The organism is Spiroplasma endosymbiont of Lariophagus distinguendus, from assembly GCF_023846195.1.
Lineage (GTDB): Bacteria > Bacillota_I > Bacilli_A > Mycoplasmatales > VBWQ01 > Spiroplasma_E.
In genome coordinates this window covers 1-19,461 of record NZ_JALMUW010000013.1, presented here as the reverse complement: position 1 = coordinate 19,461, position 19,461 = coordinate 1, and the positions used below count along the sequence as shown (strand labels likewise).

The following is a 19,461-nucleotide window of genomic DNA, read 5'->3' as shown; positions in this document are numbered from 1 at the left end:
AAATATTTATTAACTCTTTTTATTTATAAAGATATATGTTTAGTTTGATTTTCACTTTCTTCTTCAAAAATAGTAATATTATTAAAATTAATTTCTTGTATCTTTTTTTTCAATGGTTTTGAAATAATTTTTCTATTTGAAAAAACTGTTGATGTATTTTTAGTTGGTTGTTCAACAGCTATTATTTTAGTAGTAGATGTAGTAGTTTGATAATTAGTAGTGGGGTAGTACATATAGTTTGAATCCATAGGTTGTAAATATTGATATTCATTATCAAAATTATTACTAAAGAATTTAATACAGCAGTTTCATAACATTTTCTTTTTTCCTTTTCTTTTTGAATATTTGAACACTATCTAAAACTAAATAATTGCATTATTTAATTTTAATAGTTTATAATTATAATAATAACAAAGTTTATTTAAAGGTGAATATAATGTTACGTAGTAGTAATATTTTAAAAATTAATAGTATTAATAATAAAAAAATATTTAATAAAACAAAAATCATTATTCTTCAATTTAGTTTATGATTTTTAGCACAATTTTGTTTATTTTTATTACCAGTTCAAGAAATGGTAATTAATATTAATTTTTTAGATTTAGAAAGTTTACCAATGCTATCATTGATTTCGATTTTACATTTATTTATTTGTTTTAGTTTTTTAAGCCGTAATAATAATCAAATTATGAAAGTGATGCGTTTTACTATTTTGTGAATTATTATAATTGCTATTATTTTACAATTTAATTTTACTATGATTAAAATATCATTACCATCAATAAATAACTTTATTTCAGTACTAATTTTAGTGTTCTTTTACTATTGATTAGGTTTCTTTTCATGAAAAATGTTTAGTGATAATTTATTTACAATTTTTAATTTAATTAAAAAAACTTGAGTAACATTATTTAGTAATTCTTCATTACCCAATATTTTTAATAAACAATTTCCAGTAAAAGCATATACTAAAACTAAAATTATCATTTTAACATGGCAATTTAAAAAACAAATGTTTACTAATTTTGACCACCAAGTTTCTATTACTGATAATAATAAAAAACTTTTAATTGCTATTTTTAAGAAGAATTTAACTTATTTTTTAAGTGCCCAATTAACACTACTTATTACTAAAACTATTCAAGATTTAAAAACTTTAATTAATGGTTGAAAAATGGTTTTAATTCAATAACTTTTTTTGTTTTAAAATTTAAAAGAAAGGAAGAACGAATATGAAAAAACAATCATTTTTGCTTTTTAAAAATGCGTTTAAACAAGCATTTCGTAATAAAATTCAATTAGTTGGTTTAATTGTTTTAGTATTATTATCATCAACTATTTTTTCATTAATGCAAACAAGTTTAGCAAGAATTTCTGATGAATATTCAACATTAGTTGCAAAATCTAATTTACATGATTTTGTTATTGATTTATCTAATACTACTCCAAAAACTGTTTCTAATAAAATCTCAACATCAACAACTGCTGTTGATGAAAAGAATGATTTTGATATTAACAATATTGCAAATGATGCTGGTAATGAATTTATATGAGATCGTGTTGAAGGCAGAACTATGCAATTAGATAATAATAGTAATCCTAGAATTTTAAAAATATTAACTTATAATCAAGATGCTCGTATTGATAAATTAATCATTAGTGATGGTTATCAAATAGGAGATAGTAATAATCCAGATAAAACTCCAAGTTGAAAACAGGTAGTTATTAATAAAGAATTTGCTCAAAAAAATAATTTGCATATTAATGATACAATTCGTGTGCAATCAGATCAATTAGGAAGTAGTTTAAAAGTTTCAGGATATGATTTAAATGATGCTGCTTATAGTAGTTATAATTGATTAAAAATTGTTGGATATGGTGTATCTGCTGATTTCACAACCCCAATTATTGATCAAACTACACCAATTCCAAATAAAACTCGTGAAGGTTTATTATACGTTGATCCAATGCAATTTGGTTTAAGTAAAAGGTTAGAAAAAAAAAATTATATTTGATCATATGATAAAGCTAATGAAAAAATCACAATTTCTTCTGATAATGATCGCGAAATTTATTTTGTTGGAAAATCAACAATAGGTAAAATTAATGATATTAAATTAATTTCACAAAGTTTAAGAAGTAAATATATTAATACTATTGATTCTGATGCTGCTTTAGTATATAAGTTAGGAAATAATAAGTATACGTTTAATAATCGTACTGCTACTTTGAATGCAACTATTATTGGATTTAAAAGTTTATTAATTGGTTTATTGTTAATTGTTTTAATTATTACAGGAATTACAGTAATATTAATTACTTATAAAAATATTGATAATTCACGAACACAAATTGGAATTTTAAAATCATTAGGTTATAGTAATATTAAAATTTTAATTACATCTTTAGCTTATCCAATGGTAGCAGCACTTATTGGTACTATTTTAGTGTTTTTACCAGCAAGTGGTTTACAAGTAATTATAGTTCAAACATTTGCCAACTATTTTAATCTAGATTTTGGTCATTTTATTTTTAATGGTTTAGGATTTATATATTGTTTAATTTTAATATTTGGTTTTTTATCAATTATTGCATGAGTTATTAGTGCTTTAACAGTTATTAAAAAACCAATAGATTTAATTAAAAACGAATCAGCTACTGTTAATTCTCGCTTTAGTCGAATTATTAAAACAAAAAGTATTAATCGTGGATTTTTAACAAGATTCCGTTTATCACTATTTACATCATCAATTGGAAAAATGGCAGCAGCATCATTAACTATGTTTTTAGGAACAACTTTAATGACAACATCTATTATTGGTCCAAAAATTATGGCTGATAATAAATTACTTTCTTTTACTGGTATGAATTATCACTCCTTAGTTGAATATGACATTCCGACTTATAATTCTCCATATAGTTTTTATAAAACTTATAATCCAAATAATAAAGATGATTGAACTTATACTTCTACTGTTGATAGTACTACTGGTGATACATATTGACATCCACCACGTTTTGATAATTCTGGACCATTAAATGATACTTTTGTTAAAGAATTATTAGAAAATAATATTAATGCTGAAGCATATGCTCCAATGTCAGATGAATCTAATCCCAGTGCTGCTATTAGTGATTTAGGATATACTGGTTTAACGTATTTAAATGGTAAAATGCTTACTAAAAACTTTTTAAATGGATTAGATTCTAGTGATATTAAAGATGCTTCTGTGATTGTTGGAATTATGGTACAAATGGCTTGACCAAATGCATTACCAATGTATGACACAGTTTTAAAAAATACTAATATTAACAGTTTTTATAGTGAGAATACTTATAATATTATTAGAAAATTTTATCAAAACTATCGAACAACAGTGGCAATGAATATTAGTGGTACGATTTCGAAGACTGGTAAGATTAGTACTAATCCTAATGATTTAGATATTACAAAATTCAAAGATTGAGCAAATAGTAATATTCCTGCTTACAAAAATGCCTCAAGTAAGGGTCCTACTTTTATTAATGATATTGATAATTTAAGTTTTGATACTAACGATAAATTATATCCGTGACATTTAACTAATGAAACACAATTATTGAATAATAATGCATCTGAAATTAGTGACAAAGAGCGTGATAGTTGAATTAATAAAGTTGGAATTTGATTTGGTGCTTTATTTTATAATAGAATGGGACAAACTGTAGTGCAAGGTGCTTATACTAAAAGCCCATATTTTATTCGTCAAAATATTGCCAAAGCTTATAGTGATCCCAATGCTCCTTTTAATGTTGCTTTTAATGTTGTGCCTTTTGATAAAGAAACTGATGAATTAGGAACTTACTTTATTGGTACTCCTGAAAAATTATTTAAACAGAACAAATATTTAATGAAAGTTTATGGTTTACAAAATCAACAACAGTTAGGCAAACCTTCAATGATGCAATTATATGATGCTGGAGGTTCTTCATTAAATCCACTTTTAGAACAAGAAAATAGTGATGATAGTATTAGTCTTGTTATTAATCAAACAATTGCTAAACAATTAAATTTAAAAATAAATGATGAATTTAAAATGAGTAGTAATGGTAATACTATGAAATTTAAAGATAATAATAAATTGAAACCTTTTGATTTGGATAAAATTAATATTGATAACGTTGTTGGTGATAGTAAAAATGTTAATAATGTAACATTATTAAAACAACAAACTGGTTATACACAAGTTGATGAGTTAAAGGATGAGGCTTATGTTAATGCGGGTATTAATGCTACAAATATGTTAAAAGAAGTTGCTGCTGGTAAGGTTGTTAATTCTTATAATGATAAGATAAGTTCTAAAACACCAACGTATAAAGTAGTTGGTATATATAATGGTTATGGTCAACCTAATGCTTATATTAGTAAAACTAATGCTGATAAAGTTTTATCATTTAATAAAACAAAAGAATTTTTATTTTTATTATTTAAAAAAGAATGAGAAGACAAAAAAACAACTTGTGATGTTGATTTTGGTAAATTAAAATCATTTAATGAATATCAAAATTTTCTTAATCAATTAAATGATCCCGTTATTTATAAACTTAATCAAATATTTGAAAATGAAAATCCAATCTTTAATTTTAAATTTTCAAATTCGCAATCATTACCAGATATAACTAATTCATTTTCAACTTCGCAAATGTATGGAGATTACAGTGCTTTTGGTTTAAATGGTGGTACTGATGGTTCTGGTACTTATCAAGGTTATGGTGCAGGTAGTGCTGTTAATATTACGCCACAAGATATCCATCATCAGTTGTTAAATCAAATTACTGCTTTAGTTGATACAGTATTGGTTGCATTTATTATCTTTTCATTAATCATTTCGTTCTTTATTATTTTATTAACAAGTAATTTAGTAATTTATGAAAATCGTAAAACAATAGCAACAATGAAAACACTTGGTTATAGTGATGCAAAAATAACTAATATTGTTATTGGTATGTATTTACCAGTGATTGCTGTTATGTTTGTTATTGGTTTTCCTGTAGGATGAATAATTGTTAAGTTTATTCTTAACTATTTAGCTGCTAATACAACATGGGTTTTACCATTATTCTTTGTTTGATGATTACCGCTTGTGGTTGGTTTAATTGTCTTTGGTATTTATGCAACAACCTTTATTATTGATTGATATGCCATGAAGAAGATTAATCCAATTAAAACTTTAAATGAAATTGATTAAAAGCAGAAAGGAATAAAAACATGAAAAATGATAAAAAAAACACTAAAAATTCAAGTGAACAAGTAACTAAAAATAAGTTAGAATCTAGTTTTACAAAGAAGTCAGTATCTAAAACCGAAGGTACAATACCACCAGTAACTCATAAATCTCATGATAAACCAGAATCAAAGGAAGAAATAGAAACAATAAAAACAAATTTACAAGATTTTAAAGATAATCAAAGCAATTAAAAAATTAACAAAAACTCATTCAAAGAAATTTAGCAGGTAAAATTATATCAATGACTAATAATATATTACTCACTGGTTAAACTAATGTTATTGAATTATTTGATGTTAAAAATCTTACTTAACTGGAGACTTAGAATATGAAGTATTAAAAGGAGTTAATTTAAAAATTAAATTAGTGATTTTATTTGTTATCTTAGGACCATCAGGAAGTGATTTAAGACAACATTATTAAATATTATTTCAGGATTAGATAAACCTAATACTGAGCAGTATTTTTGGCTGGCAGGATACAATTTATCTTTATTAAAGATAGTCATTTAACTAAATTTAGACGAGATAATGTTGGTTTATTTTTCAACAATACAATTTATTAACTTAACTTAACTACTCGTGAAAATGCTGAAGTTGGTGAAAATCTTGCTAAAAATAAAAATATAATTATTGATGATATTTTCAAGTTATTGAAATGGATGAACATATGAATAAGTTTCCAAGTCAATTATCCAGGTGGACAACAACAAAAAATTATCGATTATAGTAGAGCACCCAGCAAAAAATCCGACAATTTTATTTTGCTTGATAGGCCAACAGGAGCACTTGATGAGGAAATGGGGCGTAAGGTGTTAGAAATTTTATTGGATGTTAATCGAGAATATAAAACATCAATTATTATGGTTACTCATAATCCTAACTTCCAATATGTTGCAAATACTGTTATTAACGTTAAAAATGGTAAAATTATTAGTGTAAAGAATAATGAAAAACCAATGAAACCAAATGAAATAAATTGATCATAAGAAAAGGATATAGATGGGGGTTGATTTAATAAATATAAGAAAAATGCATAAAAATATGCATTTTTCTTATATTTATATAGAGTAAATACTTGTATAAAGAAAAAAATATTAAATTATAAGAATCTAATAGAAAATACTATATTTTATTTAGTTTAATTATTTTTTAGAAAGAAAAAGGTGCAAGGTAATGAGTATTGGTTTAATTACATTTATTATATGAATATGTTTAGTAATTTGAATAGTGTTTTTAATTTGAGGTATAACTTTATGTAATAGTAATAATGCATTAGGCATCATATTATTATTTTTAACATTAAATTTAATTGGTTTAATAATAGGAATTTCTTTATTATATAATAAAAATAAGCAAAATGTAGATAACAAAAAAAATATTAATAGTAATATTAAAATAGAAGAACTAAGTTAAACATTCCTTTTTAGAAATTTTAATATTAAATTAAAAAATCATACCTTAATTTAATACAATTAAAAATAAAATAATAATAAATATTATCATATTAAAGTATGACTTAAAAATATTTAAAGAGGCTTTTTAATAATCTGTGTTTCTTTGTTTTACAAAGTTACTAATTCAGATTAATGAACTTGTCAAGAAAAGTGGACAATAAAAGTAACCTTTTATTAAATTTTATAAAATAGCGTTTGTAAGTGTTAAATTTATAGGTATGAAGTAATTATTTGTTGGTTTGGAATGAGCTAATCGATATTCGATTGGACTCATTCCTTTTAATTTTATTTGAGGTCGATAATTATTATAAAAGTAAATATATTTAGGTAAGTTGTCTTGTATTCATTCAATAGTTCTATTTTTTCTTGGAATTTGATATAGAAATTCTGTTTTCATTGTTCCAAATCAAGTTTCAGTAGCACCATTATCACAGAATTACCTCTTCTAGACATTGAAATTTTATTTTTTAATTCATCATAAAATTTTATAAGAAGTTTGTATAATTAAAAATCCTTGATCACAATTATGCAAAATTCATGAATTAGGTTTTTGAGCATTAACTCAAGCTTGAATAATGTTTTGGACAACAAATGTCATGTCTAAACTTGCACTTATTTTATAATCTAATATTTCATTATTATGAAAATCTTTAACAATTGATAAATAATATGTTTTACCATTAGTTAATAAATAAGTTATATCAATTACCTAATTTTGATTTAAATTAGTAGTTGAAAAATCACGTTTTAATAAATTATCATATCTTAAACTTCCTGATTTAGTTCTATAATCAAATTTTTTTATGCGAACCTTAGCTTTTAAACTCATATTTTTCATATATCTATATACAATATGAAATTTTAATTTTAAATTATAAATTTTGTTAATTCATAAAGTTATCATTTATAACCATAAATTTCTTGAAATTCATAAAAAATATTTTTAATTATATTGAACAAAATGTCATTTATTAAATTCATTCATTCCATTCTTAATTTCCCACTTATAATATCCTGATTTTGAAACATTTTAATAATCAACATAAATAACTAATCTGATATTTTTTTTTCAATGAAAATCACAAAATATTTCTTTTTGTCGATTTTTCTATTACTTTTATATCGTTCATTTTCCAATATATTAATTAATTTCTTTGTTTTGTCATTTGTTAAAATTTAAAGATTTGAGTCGACCTGTTCTTTTGGTTTTTAGCACAGATTCCACATTATATATTCTAAGCCTTTTTCACCTAATAATTTATATGCTTTAATTCATTCTTTTATTGATGATCGACCAATACCATACTCTAATGCGGTTTTATCAATTGTTTTAATTTTACTTATTTTTATTATTTTTAACTTTTCTTCTTTTGATAGTCATTTAGCCATAAAAAAATGAACACCTTCCTTAAAGTATTTTTAACACAAAGGTTACAATTCTGTGTCTACTTTATTCTAGATGTTCAGAAATTGTAATTGCAATATATCGTTTTTACATTTGTGGTAAGTTTGATTTATTCGGATTTATTAATAAATTATATTTAAAGTTCATTATTAATTTTTATTAACATCTATATTTATTTCACTATTTGATTTTCTTATATATAATTCTTTTACTTTTTTAATATTTCCAAAAAGTTCTTTTGATATTTTTATAAAAAAATCATTTTTTTCTTTAATTATTTTATTTTTATCAATTTTTCCAAAAGTAAATATTTTTAATATTAAATAACTAATTTTTTTAAATTTGCTAATCTTTTGTTTTTTAAATTTTCATTAATATCAACAATAGTAGTTTGAGCTAAATTAACTCTATTACTAATAATTTCTGGGTAAAATTGATTTTTATCAATGATTATTTTTATCAATTCTTTAAACCAATTCATTCCTTATTCTTCTTGTAAATTTTTATTCATTTTCATCCTTTCAAAATAATAAAAACTCATTTACTTTTAAAAATAAAGTAATGAGTTAAAAACTTATATTAAGTTTAATTAAATTATACAAAAAAAAGTTCGCAAATAAAAATTCGGAACTAAATTTTTAGGGGTTATTTGGAATTTGTGTTTATTTAACAGTGTAACTTTCCAAAATAATTTAATTTTTTGATAAATATTTTTAGGAAATTTTCACTCGATATTGACATTACTCTTTTTGTGTTAATTAATAAATTATTTTATTTAGTCTTATTTTTAATATTTAAGTTTGTTGAATTAATTTATTTTTTCTTTTATTCATAAATAAAATAATTTGATATTTTATTTATGAACTAAATTATAATTAATATCAAAATAAGAGGGTGTTAAAATGATAAATAATATTTGTATTAGTAGGTAAATTAATGAATGAACCAGAAATAATACCAACCAAGAACAAATTCAACAAATGAACCAAGTTTATGACTGGCTGTTGAAAGACCTTTTAAAAATCGTCAAAATCAATTTGAAATTGATTTCCGGACTTCTCCCCACATGTACTTGTGGAGGAAACAATGAAATTGAATGAGTTCAACAATACTTTTCAAACAGAACAAGATTGTTTGAAATATATAGTAAGTTTGAAGGAAAATAAATGTATCAGGTGTTATTGAACAAATTTGAATACTTCTGATTTAAGAAGAATAAGATGTTTGAAATGTCATCAAACATTTAGTATTCTTCATGGCACCATTTTTTACAAGTCACAAATACCTTTGAAATCTTGGTTTTATCTCATCTTTAGATGAATAAACACCAAACATAATTCCATCAACTGGTATTTGCAAAAGAATTAGAGAGTAACTTTGAAAACTGCTTGAAGAATGGGTCATAAAATCAGAACTTGTATTGCCAAACAAGAATCACAATTTATTGTTGAGGGCATAGTGCAAATGGATGAAATGTATCTTTCACATATGGGTTTTAAAAAACAAGGAAGATCCTTGGTGAATAAAACCTTGATTGATGGTATTATGAAAAAACAACCAATAAATTAATTGTGAAAGTATTGAAAAATACAAAAGTAAAAATCTTTTTGCAGTTTGCAAGAAACCACATTTCTTCAAAGTGTCATGTACATACTGATTTTTGAAAAGGATATTGCGATTTTAAATCGGTTTTCACTAAGCATGAAACAGTCAATCATCAAGATAGCTATGTTTCAAAAACTGGTGTAAATACCAACCAAATTGAATCAGTTTGAAAACATATAAGAAGAACATTTAAAACACATATCAAAGTTGCAAAACATCATGTTCATTTATATGCAAAAGAAGCTGCATATAAATTCAATAAGATACCTAGTTTTGAAATTGTAATGCTATGTTTGATTTAAAAATGTGGGGAGAAGTCCGTAGATAGGCTTTTCTCAGCATTTATGTGATAAAATTTAAAAATAGTACATAAAGGGAGAAAAGCCATTGATTTTATCACTATTAAAACTTGAATAGCTAATACAGAGGAATTAAAAACACTATTAAAAAAGAATGCAATTATTGGTATTAAAGGTAGAATTCAAACATTTGCTAATAAAGCTAATGATTTTTACTATACAGAAATTATTGCTGATCGTATTATTTATTTAACTTAAAAGTAATTAAAAAATGGTCTTAATTACTCAATAATTAAGACCATTTTTATTTTTACTACTAATAAGTTTATAGTCACTTTATATTTTTTCAAATTAAAACGATATATAGTAAAATAAATTTGTTATAATTTTACTATAATTTATTAGTATAAAAGGTTAGGAGCAAACAAAATGAAAATTGGAATTGTAAGTGATTCAGCTACTGGTTTTACCGTTGAAGATATGAAAAAATATCCTGAAATAATAATTATTCCTTTAAATATTATTGAAGGAGAAAATGCTTATGATGATAATAACATTGATATTGATAGCGAAACAATTCGTAAAAAGATGATTGATGAACACTGTATTTTAAAAACTAGTCAAACTAGTCGTGGTAAACTTGAACAATATTGAGATAATGCTTTAAGTAAATATGATCAAATTTTATTTTTACCAATTGCTAATAATGCTTCAGGACAATATGCAAGTTCACAAGTTTTACAAAAAGAAGAAAAATATAAAAATAAAGTTCATATTTTAGAAACAGGTGCTGCTTCAATACCTTTAAAATTTATGGTTTTAATTGCTTTTACTCTTGTTAAAAATGGAAAAAAAATTCCTGAAATTTTAGGAATTTTAAATAAATTTCGTAAAACTTATGAATCTTATATTGCTCCTAATGATTTAAAATTTTTGGCTCGTGGTGGTAGATTACCAATGAGTAAAGCAAGAATTGGTAATTTTTTACGTTTTAAACCAATTTTAAGATGTAAAGAAACAATTGATAATATTGGTAGAGTTAGAACCTTAAGTAAAGCTATGGAAGAAATGTTAGATATTATTACTAAAATTAAAGACGTTACTAAAGAAACAATATATATTATTGATGGTTGATGTAGAAAAGATATTATTGATGAAGCAATTAAAAAAGTAAAAAATAGAGGATTTACCAAATATAAAGTTGAACCATTATGTAATATTTTAAAAACACATACTGGTAATAATACTATTGGTTTTTCAGTAGTACCTAATCAATGAGTAAAAGAAGTCTAATAAAAAAGTAGTTTTATAAAAAATGATTAAGTATTCTGTTTTTTAGAAAATATATAAAAAACTTTAAATCTAAAAAAGAATGTTAGTAAAGGTTAATTTAGTTTACTAACATTCAGATTTTTTCAACTTATAAATAATAAAATATTAAATATTATGATTTAAATTCTTATTAATAATTAAAGTTTTAAACTAAAGAAATAATTGAAAAAATTTAATAAAATAAATATTTATAAATCAAAGTAATGGTTTTTTAATTTATTGAGTTTTAACTATAAAATTAAAAAATATTTTTATTAAGTATCCTTAACCATTTCATAGTATAACTATTTTATTTTTTTAATTTTAATAGCCATTTTCATTTAGTGGTATTTTAAATCAAAAACCTTCATAACAAACAACATTTCCAAAATTATTTTTATATTTTTGATAAGAACGACAAATATTATTATAGGCTTGATAATAGCGTTTTTTATTAGTTTTATCAATGTGGTAAACTTTTAATATTGCTTCTTCCATAGTGTCATAAACATCTAAACAGTTATCTTCTTTATCATATCTCGCATAAATAAAATTATTTTTTTTCATTTTTAACTCCAATACTTTTTTATATATTCCCATAATTTAAGATTTACTTAGAACATAGATTATATTTATAATATTTAGGATTTTAAAAAAATATGAAATGGTGTAAGAACATTAAATTAGTTTGTAAATTTATAAAAAATAAAATGATAAGTTAAATTTATGACAATATTAAAAATATTGTTAATAACATAAATTGATAACAAATTATTTTTTTATAGAATATAGTTTTAATTGAAAAATTATTATTTATTGTTTATTTTTGAATTCTAAGTAAATCTTAATTTAAGTCTATAATTGAAAAAGGCTTTTCTCCCTTTATGTACTATTTTTAAATTTTATCACATAAATGCTGAGAAAAGCCTATCTACGGACTTCTCCCCACATTTTTAAATCAAACATAGCATTACAATTTCAAAACTAGGTATCTTATTGAATTTATATGCAGCTTCTTTTGCATATAAATGAACATGATGTTTTGCAACTTTGATATGTGTTTTAAATGTTCTTCTTATATGTTTTCAAACTGATTCAATTTGGTTGGTATTTACACCAGTTTTTGAAACATAGCTATCTTGATGATTGACTGTTTCATGCTTAGTGAAAACCGATTTAAAATCGCAATATCCTTTTCAAAAATCAGTATGTACATGACACTTTGAAGAAATGTGGTTTCTTGCAAACTGCAAAAGATTTTTACTTTTTGCATTTTTCAATACTTTCACAATTAATTTATTGGTTGTTTTTTCATAAATACCAACAATCAAGGTTTTATTCACCAAGGATCTTCCTTGTTTTTTAAAACCCATATGTGAAAGATACATTTCATCCATTTGCACTATGCCCTCAACAATAAATTGTGATTCTTGTTTGGCAATACAAGTTCTGATTTTATGACCCATTCTTCAAGCAGTTTTCAAAGTTACCCCCAATTCTTTTGCAACATCAGTTGATGGAATTCCATGTTTGGTGTTTATTCATCTAAAGATGAGATAAAACCAAGATTTCAAAGGTATTTGTGACTTGTAAAAAATGGTGCCATGAAGAATACTAAATGTTTGATGACATTTCAAACATCTTATTCTTCTTAAATCAGAAGTATTCAAATTTGTTCAATAACACCTGATACATTTATTTTCCTTCAAACTTACTATATATTTCAAACAATCTTGTTCTGTTTGAAAAGTATTGTTGAACTCATTCAATTTCATTGTTTCCTCCACAAGTACATGTGGGGAGAAGTCCGTTGAAAAAATGAATATACAATAAAAAATTCACTTTTTTATAAAAAGGCGAATTTATTTCATAATTTTATATTTATTGTAAAATTAAAATTTTATTTAATTTTTAACTAATATTTTTTAAATTTATTATTTTATTTTAAATAAATTTTTACTATTTTAGTGGTTTTTTATTTTTTTATTATAAATTATTTTTCATTTTTTTAGATTTATTTGAAAAAATATTAACTAAACACTTTCTATTTTAAATGATTAAAAGTAAAATAATGTTATTGTTAATAAAACAAGAAATAAGTATATTAATAGTTTTAAAAAAACTACTAAGATATTTTTAAAATTTAATGGAGGATGAAAATGCAAACTTTTATTGGAATTATAGGTTATTTAGCCGGAATATTGTCTATTATAACATTTATTCCACAAGCAATAAAAACAATAAAAACTAAGGAAACTAAACATATAATCTTATCAACTTATATTATTTATAATATTGCTAATCTTTTTTTCTTGATATTTGGAATACTTTCAGTAACATTACCAGTAATGTGACCAGAAGGTGCTGATACTCTTGAAATTGCAATTTGAGGTTCTACCTTAATAATACCATATACAGTAACAATGACTGCAACTAATTGTATTATTTATGTTAAAGTAAAAAATATGAAAACGTTGGGCGAAAATGCTAAAACTTTGGAGGAATAAAAATAATGGCAAATACTGAATGATGAATTATTACTATAATAGGGATTATTGGAGCACTTATTGCTGTTATAGCATTTTGTCCACAGTCTTTAAAAACAATAAAAACTAAAAAAACAGATGGTATTTCTTTACTTACATTTATTCTTTATACAACAGCTAACAGTTTATGAGTATTATGGGGCATTATTCATTTATCATATCATGGTGGATCTGAATCAACAATTTTAATGAAAGATTTAGTTATAATTTGTGCTAATACACCTTGTGCAATATGATCAGGAATTATTCTTGGTATTAAAATTAATAATATGTATAAATATGGTGAAGATTGTAAAAAATGAAAAGGTAAAGTAAATATAAAGAGTGACTTTTAATAGTTTATTTTTTATTAAAAATAATAATTTATTACTAAAAATGCATTGTAATGATGCATTTTTTAATAGTTATAGTAGTAAAATACTTATCAAAATTAAAAATATAATTTAAGTTATAATATATGTATAATTAAAAATTCTGTGGGGTTAAATAATGATAATTCAAAATGATGTTTATAAAATTCTAGTACAAGTAATCCTAGAAAAAGGTCATTGTAATGTTTTATTAGCACAAATGATGCGAGATAAAAATCTAACATTATCAGAAAAAGAAGCAATTGAAAAGATAGTACTAGGAACCTTAAAAAATCAAATTTATTTAGATTATATATTAAATCAAATATGAAATGTTTTGAAATCAGTAATTACTATTCCTTTTCACATAACTATTTTATTATGAATAGTTTTATATGAAATCTATTTTTTAGAAATTACTAATAAAGAAATCTTCATTGAAAATACTTTAAAAAAAGTAAGCACCATTGATAATAAACTAACATTTATTATTTCTAAAGTATTAGATTTATGTTTTACTGAATTTAGATCAGAATTTAACTTACAAAAAGAAAGTAAACAAAATATTAAATTAATTAAATATAGTTATCCTAGTTGATTATACTCTTTAATAAAATCACAATTTAGTATTAATATTGCAAATCAATTGATAAAAGATAACTTAAGAATGCCATTAATTAGTTTTAGAGTTAATACATTAAAAACTACTGTTAATAAAGTGTTAAACAATGAAAATTATAAATCTTTTAACTTTTGTTTAAGCGAGATAGTATCTGATGGTATTATTAGTTCAAAGTCAATTTTTAACACAAAATTATATGAAAATGGTGAAATTATTAAACAAGATCAAGCAAGTATGCTAGTTAGTCATATTTTAGATCCACAACCATATGATGAAGTATTAGATATGTGTGCAGGAATTGCTAGTAAAACAGCCCATATGGCAGCTTTAATGTCTAATCACGGTAAGATAGTTGCTTGTGATATAAATGAAGAACGATTAAAAATTGGTGCTACTTATTTGAAAAAATTAGGCGTAACAAATACTGAACTTAAATATGGTGATTCTACAATATTAGATTTTAATAATAAATTTGACAAAATTTTAATTGATGCTCCTAGTACTGCTTGAGGTTTAATTAAAAGAAAACCAGAAGTTAAACTTATCAATTGAAGTAAAGAAGAAATTAATCAGTTAATTACTGTTCAAGCAAAATTATTAAATAAGGCTTATCAACTTTTAAAACCTGAAGCGATAGTTGTGTATGTTACTTGTACTTTCAATATTAAAGAAAATCAAAATCAAATTGAGAATTTTGTTAAAAATCACCCAGATATGACAATCATTGCAGAAAAACAATTTTTTGGTTTTAATAACAATACTGATGGATTTTATATTTGTAAATTAAAAAAAGGAATATAGGGGGACAGTTTATGAAAATAAATGCTAGTTATAAAACAGATGTTGGTAATTATCGTACAAATAATCAAGATGCCGTTTTATATTTAACAAATAACACTGGACAAGTTATTGGTGTTGTTTGTGATGGATTGGGTGGTCATAAATGTGGTGAAGTGGCCAGTAATATGGCTGTTAGTATGTTAAAAAAATTTTTTGAAACAACAGATTTTACTAAATTAAAACATGATAAACAAATTCATGCATGATTACAAGAAAAGATAGAAATTATTCAAATTGAAATGAATAATTTTAGTTTAAGTAATGAACAAGCGCTTGATATGGGAACAACTATGGTAATAATTTTAATTACTAATAACAAAGCTTATTTAGTAAATATTGGTGATTCACGTATTTATCAATATAGTGAACAAGGATTAAAACAGTTAACAGTTGACCATAATATTTTAAATTTATATTTACAAAAAAATACAACTAAAGAATCAAGTGTTGATTTAAATCACACTTATTGAAAGGCATTGACTAGTGCTCTTGGTCCACGTAAGCCATTAAAAACCGATATTTTTCATTTACCATTAATAATTCCATCATATTTTCTTTTAACTAGTGATGGTGTTCATGATTTTTTAGAAGAATATGAAATAGTTAATATTTTAGAAAAAAATGGAAATATTAATAATAAAGTTAAATTATTAATTAAGCAAGCATTACTTAATGTTTCAACTGATAATGTTACTGCATTATTAATGGAAATAAAATTTTAGTCTTTTGATATTTTTGTGTAAAATATAAATTATAAATAAGTTAGTAATTTTTAAAAAATAAATTTAAAAGTAATGGTGAAACTAATGGAAATAAATAAATTATTGAATAATCGTTATCATATTTTAAAAATTATTGGTTCGGGTGGTATGGCTAAAGTTTATGAAGCACAAGATAAATATTTAAATCGGCAAGTTGCTTTAAAAGTAATTAATCCAATTTCACCGCTAGATGACTTAATAAAAGAACCATTTTTGCAAGAAATTAGAGCAGTATCTAGAGTTAGACATCCCAATGTTATTTTGGTATATGATGTTTTTATTGATAAGAAAGATTGATGCTTAGTTTTTGAATTATTAGAAGGTAAAACATTAAAAGAATATTTAAGTAATTATTCGGTTTTATCAGTTAATGAAGTTATAGTTATTATGAAAGAAATTTTAAAAGGGGTTAATGCGTGTCATTCAGTCAATATTATTCATCGTGATTTAAAACCTGAAAATATTATTTTAACTAGTAGTGGAGCAATTAAAGTTTTAGACTTTGGTATTGCTGTTATTGATGATTATGAAGTTAAAAAACATGCTAATCAAGTTGTAGGAACAATGAAATATATTGCTCCAGAAGTAGTAAAATTTCAAAAACCAACAATTCAAAGTGATATTTATGCTTTGGGTATTATATTATATGAATTATTAGTTGGTAAACCACCTTTTTTTCATAAAAATCCACAAATATTAGCCGCTAAACATATTAAAGAACCAATGCCATTAATTCATGAAATTAATAAGAATATTCCACAAAGTTTAGAAAATATTATTTTGAAGGCAACTGCTAAGAATATTAATGATCGCTATCGGACAATTAGTGAATTGAGTAATGATTTAGATTGTTGTTTAAAAACGGAAAATAAAAATAATATGTTATTTAAGAAAAATTACTTAAATTCACAAAAATTAAAAAAACCATTTTATTTAAAAAAAGAATTTTTATTATTTTTAATTTTAATTATATTATTACTTATTGGTGTTATTATAAGCATATTAATTTTATATTAATTGGAGGACACTATGAATTTTAAACAAGGAATAGTTATTGGAGTTGCAAATAACTTTGTTGAAGTAAGAATTGAAAATCAAATTTTTTCTTGTTTAATCAAAGGAAATTTAAAATTTCAAACAGCAAAAATTTTAGTTGGTGATTATGTTAAAGTTAATTTTAAAGATGATAAAAATCCTTTGGTTGAATCAATTTTACCTCGATTTAATGAACTATATCGACCAAGCATTGCTAATGTTGATCAAGTATTAATTGTTAGTTCTCTTGTTAATCCTTTTCTTAGTAGTTTTCTATTAAATAAATTATTAACTATTTTTAATTATTATCATTTAAAAATAATTTTAATATTTACAAAAATTGATTTGGTAACTAAAGATAATGAAGTTTGAACAAAAGTTAAAGCATATCAGAATTTAAATTTACCAACAATTTTTATTTCAAATGTTAAAAAAAATGGTATTGAAGATTTAAAAAAAGTTTTTACAAACAAGTTATCAATATTAACAGGTACTTCAGGAGTGGGAAAGAGTTCAACTTTAAATAGTTTGGATAATAATTTAAAATTATGAACACAGGATATTTCTACAAGTTTAAATCGTGGTAAACATACCACAACTAAAACTCGCCTTTATTTTTTACATGATGGTATTATTGCAGATACACCTGGTTTTTCGGTCTTTCAGTTACAAGGTCTAAGTAGTATTGATATTGCTACTAATTTTCCTAGTTTTACTAATATTTGACAAAATTGTAAGTTTCGTACTTGCTTACATCAGCAAGAACCAGAATGTGCAATTAAAAAAGCAGTTGCAAATAAAATAATTTCTAGTTTTTTTTATGAAGATTATTGTAAAATTTTAATAGAATTCAATAAAATTAATAATTTAAAATAAAGGATGGTAATATATGAAAAAAGAAGTAACAATTGCCGCTAGCATTTTAACTGCTAACTTTCTATCTTTAAAAGATGATTTATTAAATTTACAAAATGCAGGAATTAATTGAATTCATTTTGATGTTATGGATCATCATTTTGTTGAAAATTTAAGTTTTGGTGCAAAAATATTAAGTGATGTATGTAAATTTAGTTCTAATATCAATATTGATTGTCATATGATGGTAAAGATAACAACATCAAAAGTATGTGATTATTTAAAACCATTTATAATTTTACCGCAAGTTAAAAATATTACTTTGCATTATGAAGCATTAACAGAAGAACAATTAAAAGAATTTCTGCAGTGAAAAAACCCTGGTTTTAAAAAAGGAATTGCCATTAATCCTGATACACCAATTTCAAAAATTTATGATTATTTGAAAGATCTTGATACAATTTTAATTATGAGTGTGCAACCAGGTGCGGGTGGACAACGTTTTTTAGATTTAACTATTAATAAAATTAAAATGTTAGTAAAACATATCGATAATAATTTTCCAAATATTACAATTGCTGTTGATGGTGGCATTAATAATTTAACAGCAAATGATTGTATTGCTGCTGGTGCTAATTACCTAGTAGCGGGTAGTTATTTATTAAATAGTGATAATTCAGTAAAAAAACAAGTTGCGATGTTAACAAATTATGAAAAATAGTGATATTAAACAATTAGTAATTGTTTGTCGTGACTATAATTTAAATTGAGAACAATTTATTAATCCAATTTTTATTGGTGTTGAAACTGGTGTTTTATCATTATTAAAATATAAAAAACCAATTAAGTTTATTTGTGGTGATAATGATACCATTAATAAACAACAGTTAAAGATTTTAAATGATCAAAGTAAAATACATAATTTTGAAATTATTACTTTTAATAAAGAAAAAGATTTTATTGATAGTGAACTTGCGATAGTTACTGCAATTTCCAAAAAAATTAATTTTCAACAAATAGTGATAGTAAGTGATGGAATACGTTGGGATATGTTACTTGCTAGTATTAATATATTAAAAAAATATGAATGTTTTAACCCAATTTTATTA

Annotated in this window: 23 protein-coding genes and 2 pseudogenes; 17 read left to right on the top strand and 8 right to left on the bottom strand. The window is 23.2% G+C overall.

Annotated elements, in window-relative coordinates:
* Nucleotides 1-23: 23 nt before the first annotated feature.
* Nucleotides 24-317 (bottom strand): hypothetical protein, encoded by a 294-nt coding sequence (locus tag M0D11_RS02125; protein WP_252319642.1) that lies wholly within the window; start codon nt 315-317, stop codon nt 24-26.
* Nucleotides 318-436: 119 nt separating this feature from the next.
* Here M0D11_RS02125 and M0D11_RS02120 point away from each other — a divergent pair, with 119 nt between their 5' ends.
* From M0D11_RS02120 to M0D11_RS02100, 5 genes and pseudogenes are all read left to right on the top strand, one after another.
* On the top strand, nt 437-1,192 hold the full coding sequence (locus M0D11_RS02120; protein ID WP_252319640.1) for a hypothetical protein: 756 nt from the start codon (nt 437-439) through the stop codon (nt 1,190-1,192).
* A gap of 40 nt (nt 1,193-1,232) precedes the next feature.
* The gene (locus M0D11_RS02115) at nt 1,233-5,228 is read left to right on the top strand and encodes an ABC transporter permease (protein WP_252319637.1); all 3,996 of its coding nucleotides are present in this window, start codon (nt 1,233-1,235) and stop codon (nt 5,226-5,228) included.
* Between the two features lie 20 nt (nt 5,229-5,248).
* Nucleotides 5,249-5,458, top strand: coding sequence for a hypothetical protein (locus M0D11_RS02110; protein ID WP_252319635.1), 210 nt, complete (start codon nt 5,249-5,251; stop codon nt 5,456-5,458).
* Between the two features lie 109 nt (nt 5,459-5,567).
* Nucleotides 5,568-6,255, top strand: a pseudogene (locus M0D11_RS07540) (ABC transporter ATP-binding protein); the annotation flags it as partial.
* 187 nt (nt 6,256-6,442) lie between these two features.
* Complete coding sequence (locus M0D11_RS02100) at nt 6,443-6,682, top strand: hypothetical protein (protein ID WP_252319631.1); 240 nt, start codon at nt 6,443-6,445, stop codon at nt 6,680-6,682.
* A 222-nt stretch (nt 6,683-6,904) separates the two neighbouring features.
* On the opposite strand, the gene M0D11_RS02095 is transcribed toward M0D11_RS02100, so the two are convergent.
* The 5 genes from M0D11_RS02095 to M0D11_RS02080 form a co-directional block, all read right to left on the bottom strand.
* Entirely contained in the window at nt 6,905-7,120 is a 216-nt protein-coding gene (locus tag M0D11_RS02095) for an IS3 family transposase (RefSeq protein WP_252319629.1), read from the bottom strand.
* A 63-nt stretch (nt 7,121-7,183) separates the two neighbouring features.
* Nucleotides 7,184-7,321, bottom strand: coding sequence for a hypothetical protein (locus M0D11_RS02090; RefSeq protein ID WP_252319621.1), 138 nt, complete (start codon nt 7,319-7,321; stop codon nt 7,184-7,186).
* A gap of 111 nt (nt 7,322-7,432) precedes the next feature.
* Nucleotides 7,433-7,561 (bottom strand): hypothetical protein, encoded by a 129-nt coding sequence (locus M0D11_RS06740; RefSeq protein WP_256468360.1) that lies wholly within the window; start codon nt 7,559-7,561, stop codon nt 7,433-7,435.
* 371 nt (nt 7,562-7,932) lie between these two features.
* Nucleotides 7,933-8,112, bottom strand: a complete 180-nt coding sequence (locus M0D11_RS02085; protein ID WP_252319619.1) for a helix-turn-helix domain-containing protein — start codon at nt 8,110-8,112, stop codon at nt 7,933-7,935.
* A gap of 335 nt (nt 8,113-8,447) precedes the next feature.
* Complete coding sequence (locus tag M0D11_RS02080) at nt 8,448-8,609, bottom strand: hypothetical protein (protein ID WP_252319617.1); 162 nt, start codon at nt 8,607-8,609, stop codon at nt 8,448-8,450.
* A 710-nt stretch (nt 8,610-9,319) separates the two neighbouring features.
* Here M0D11_RS02080 and M0D11_RS02075 point away from each other — a divergent pair.
* The 4 genes from M0D11_RS02075 (at nt 9,320) to M0D11_RS02060 (ending at nt 11,325) form a co-directional block, all read left to right on the top strand.
* Nucleotides 9,320-9,496: a hypothetical protein gene (locus M0D11_RS02075; protein ID WP_252319615.1), complete on the top strand. Its 177-nt coding sequence runs from the start codon at nt 9,320-9,322 to the stop codon at nt 9,494-9,496.
* A gap of 9 nt (nt 9,497-9,505) precedes the next feature.
* Nucleotides 9,506-9,697, top strand: coding sequence for a hypothetical protein (locus M0D11_RS02070; RefSeq protein WP_252319607.1), 192 nt, complete (start codon nt 9,506-9,508; stop codon nt 9,695-9,697).
* An 11-nt stretch (nt 9,698-9,708) separates the two neighbouring features.
* On the top strand, nt 9,709-10,035 hold the full coding sequence (locus M0D11_RS02065; RefSeq protein ID WP_252319598.1) for a transposase: 327 nt from the start codon (nt 9,709-9,711) through the stop codon (nt 10,033-10,035).
* Nucleotides 10,036-10,461: 426 nt separating this feature from the next.
* Nucleotides 10,462-11,325 carry a DegV family protein gene (locus M0D11_RS02060; RefSeq protein ID WP_252319596.1) on the top strand — a complete coding sequence of 288 codons (864 nt, stop codon included), beginning with the start codon at nt 10,462-10,464 and terminating at the stop codon, nt 11,323-11,325.
* A 342-nt stretch (nt 11,326-11,667) separates the two neighbouring features.
* On the opposite strand, the gene M0D11_RS02055 is transcribed toward M0D11_RS02060, so the two are convergent.
* Together M0D11_RS02055 and M0D11_RS02050 are read right to left on the bottom strand one after the other, a co-directional pair.
* Complete coding sequence (locus tag M0D11_RS02055; protein WP_252319594.1) at nt 11,668-11,910, bottom strand: hypothetical protein; 243 nt, start codon at nt 11,908-11,910, stop codon at nt 11,668-11,670.
* 386 nt (nt 11,911-12,296) lie between these two features.
* Nucleotides 12,297-12,917, bottom strand: a complete 621-nt coding sequence (locus M0D11_RS02050) for an IS1595 family transposase (protein WP_252318950.1) — start codon at nt 12,915-12,917, stop codon at nt 12,297-12,299.
* Between the two features lie 585 nt (nt 12,918-13,502).
* Here M0D11_RS02050 and M0D11_RS02045 point away from each other — a divergent pair.
* The 8 genes and pseudogenes from M0D11_RS02045 to M0D11_RS02010 form a co-directional block, all read left to right on the top strand.
* On the top strand, nt 13,503-13,850 hold the full coding sequence (locus M0D11_RS02045) for a SemiSWEET family sugar transporter (RefSeq protein WP_174481527.1): 348 nt from the start codon (nt 13,503-13,505) through the stop codon (nt 13,848-13,850).
* Between the two features lie 5 nt (nt 13,851-13,855).
* On the top strand, nt 13,856-14,224 hold the full coding sequence (locus M0D11_RS02040) for a SemiSWEET family sugar transporter (protein ID WP_252319585.1): 369 nt from the start codon (nt 13,856-13,858) through the stop codon (nt 14,222-14,224).
* A gap of 154 nt (nt 14,225-14,378) precedes the next feature.
* Nucleotides 14,379-15,662, top strand: a complete 1,284-nt coding sequence (locus tag M0D11_RS02035) for a methyltransferase domain-containing protein (protein WP_252319577.1) — start codon at nt 14,379-14,381, stop codon at nt 15,660-15,662.
* An 11-nt stretch (nt 15,663-15,673) separates the two neighbouring features.
* A complete protein-coding gene (locus M0D11_RS02030) occupies nt 15,674-16,423 on the top strand; it encodes a protein phosphatase 2C domain-containing protein (RefSeq protein ID WP_252319575.1) in 750 nt (249 codons plus the stop codon).
* A gap of 84 nt (nt 16,424-16,507) precedes the next feature.
* A complete protein-coding gene (locus M0D11_RS02025; protein ID WP_252319573.1) occupies nt 16,508-17,479 on the top strand; it encodes a serine/threonine-protein kinase in 972 nt (323 codons plus the stop codon).
* 12 nt (nt 17,480-17,491) lie between these two features.
* Nucleotides 17,492-18,373 (top strand): ribosome small subunit-dependent GTPase A, encoded by an 882-nt coding sequence (gene rsgA / locus M0D11_RS02020; RefSeq protein WP_174481522.1) that lies wholly within the window; start codon nt 17,492-17,494, stop codon nt 18,371-18,373.
* Between the two features lie 13 nt (nt 18,374-18,386).
* The gene (locus M0D11_RS02015) at nt 18,387-19,073 is read left to right on the top strand and encodes a ribulose-phosphate 3-epimerase (protein WP_252319571.1); all 687 of its coding nucleotides are present in this window, start codon (nt 18,387-18,389) and stop codon (nt 19,071-19,073) included.
* Nucleotides 19,063-19,461: pseudogene (locus M0D11_RS02010) on the top strand (hypothetical protein); the annotation flags it as partial. The gene M0D11_RS02015 and the pseudogene M0D11_RS02010, both read left to right, overlap by 11 nt.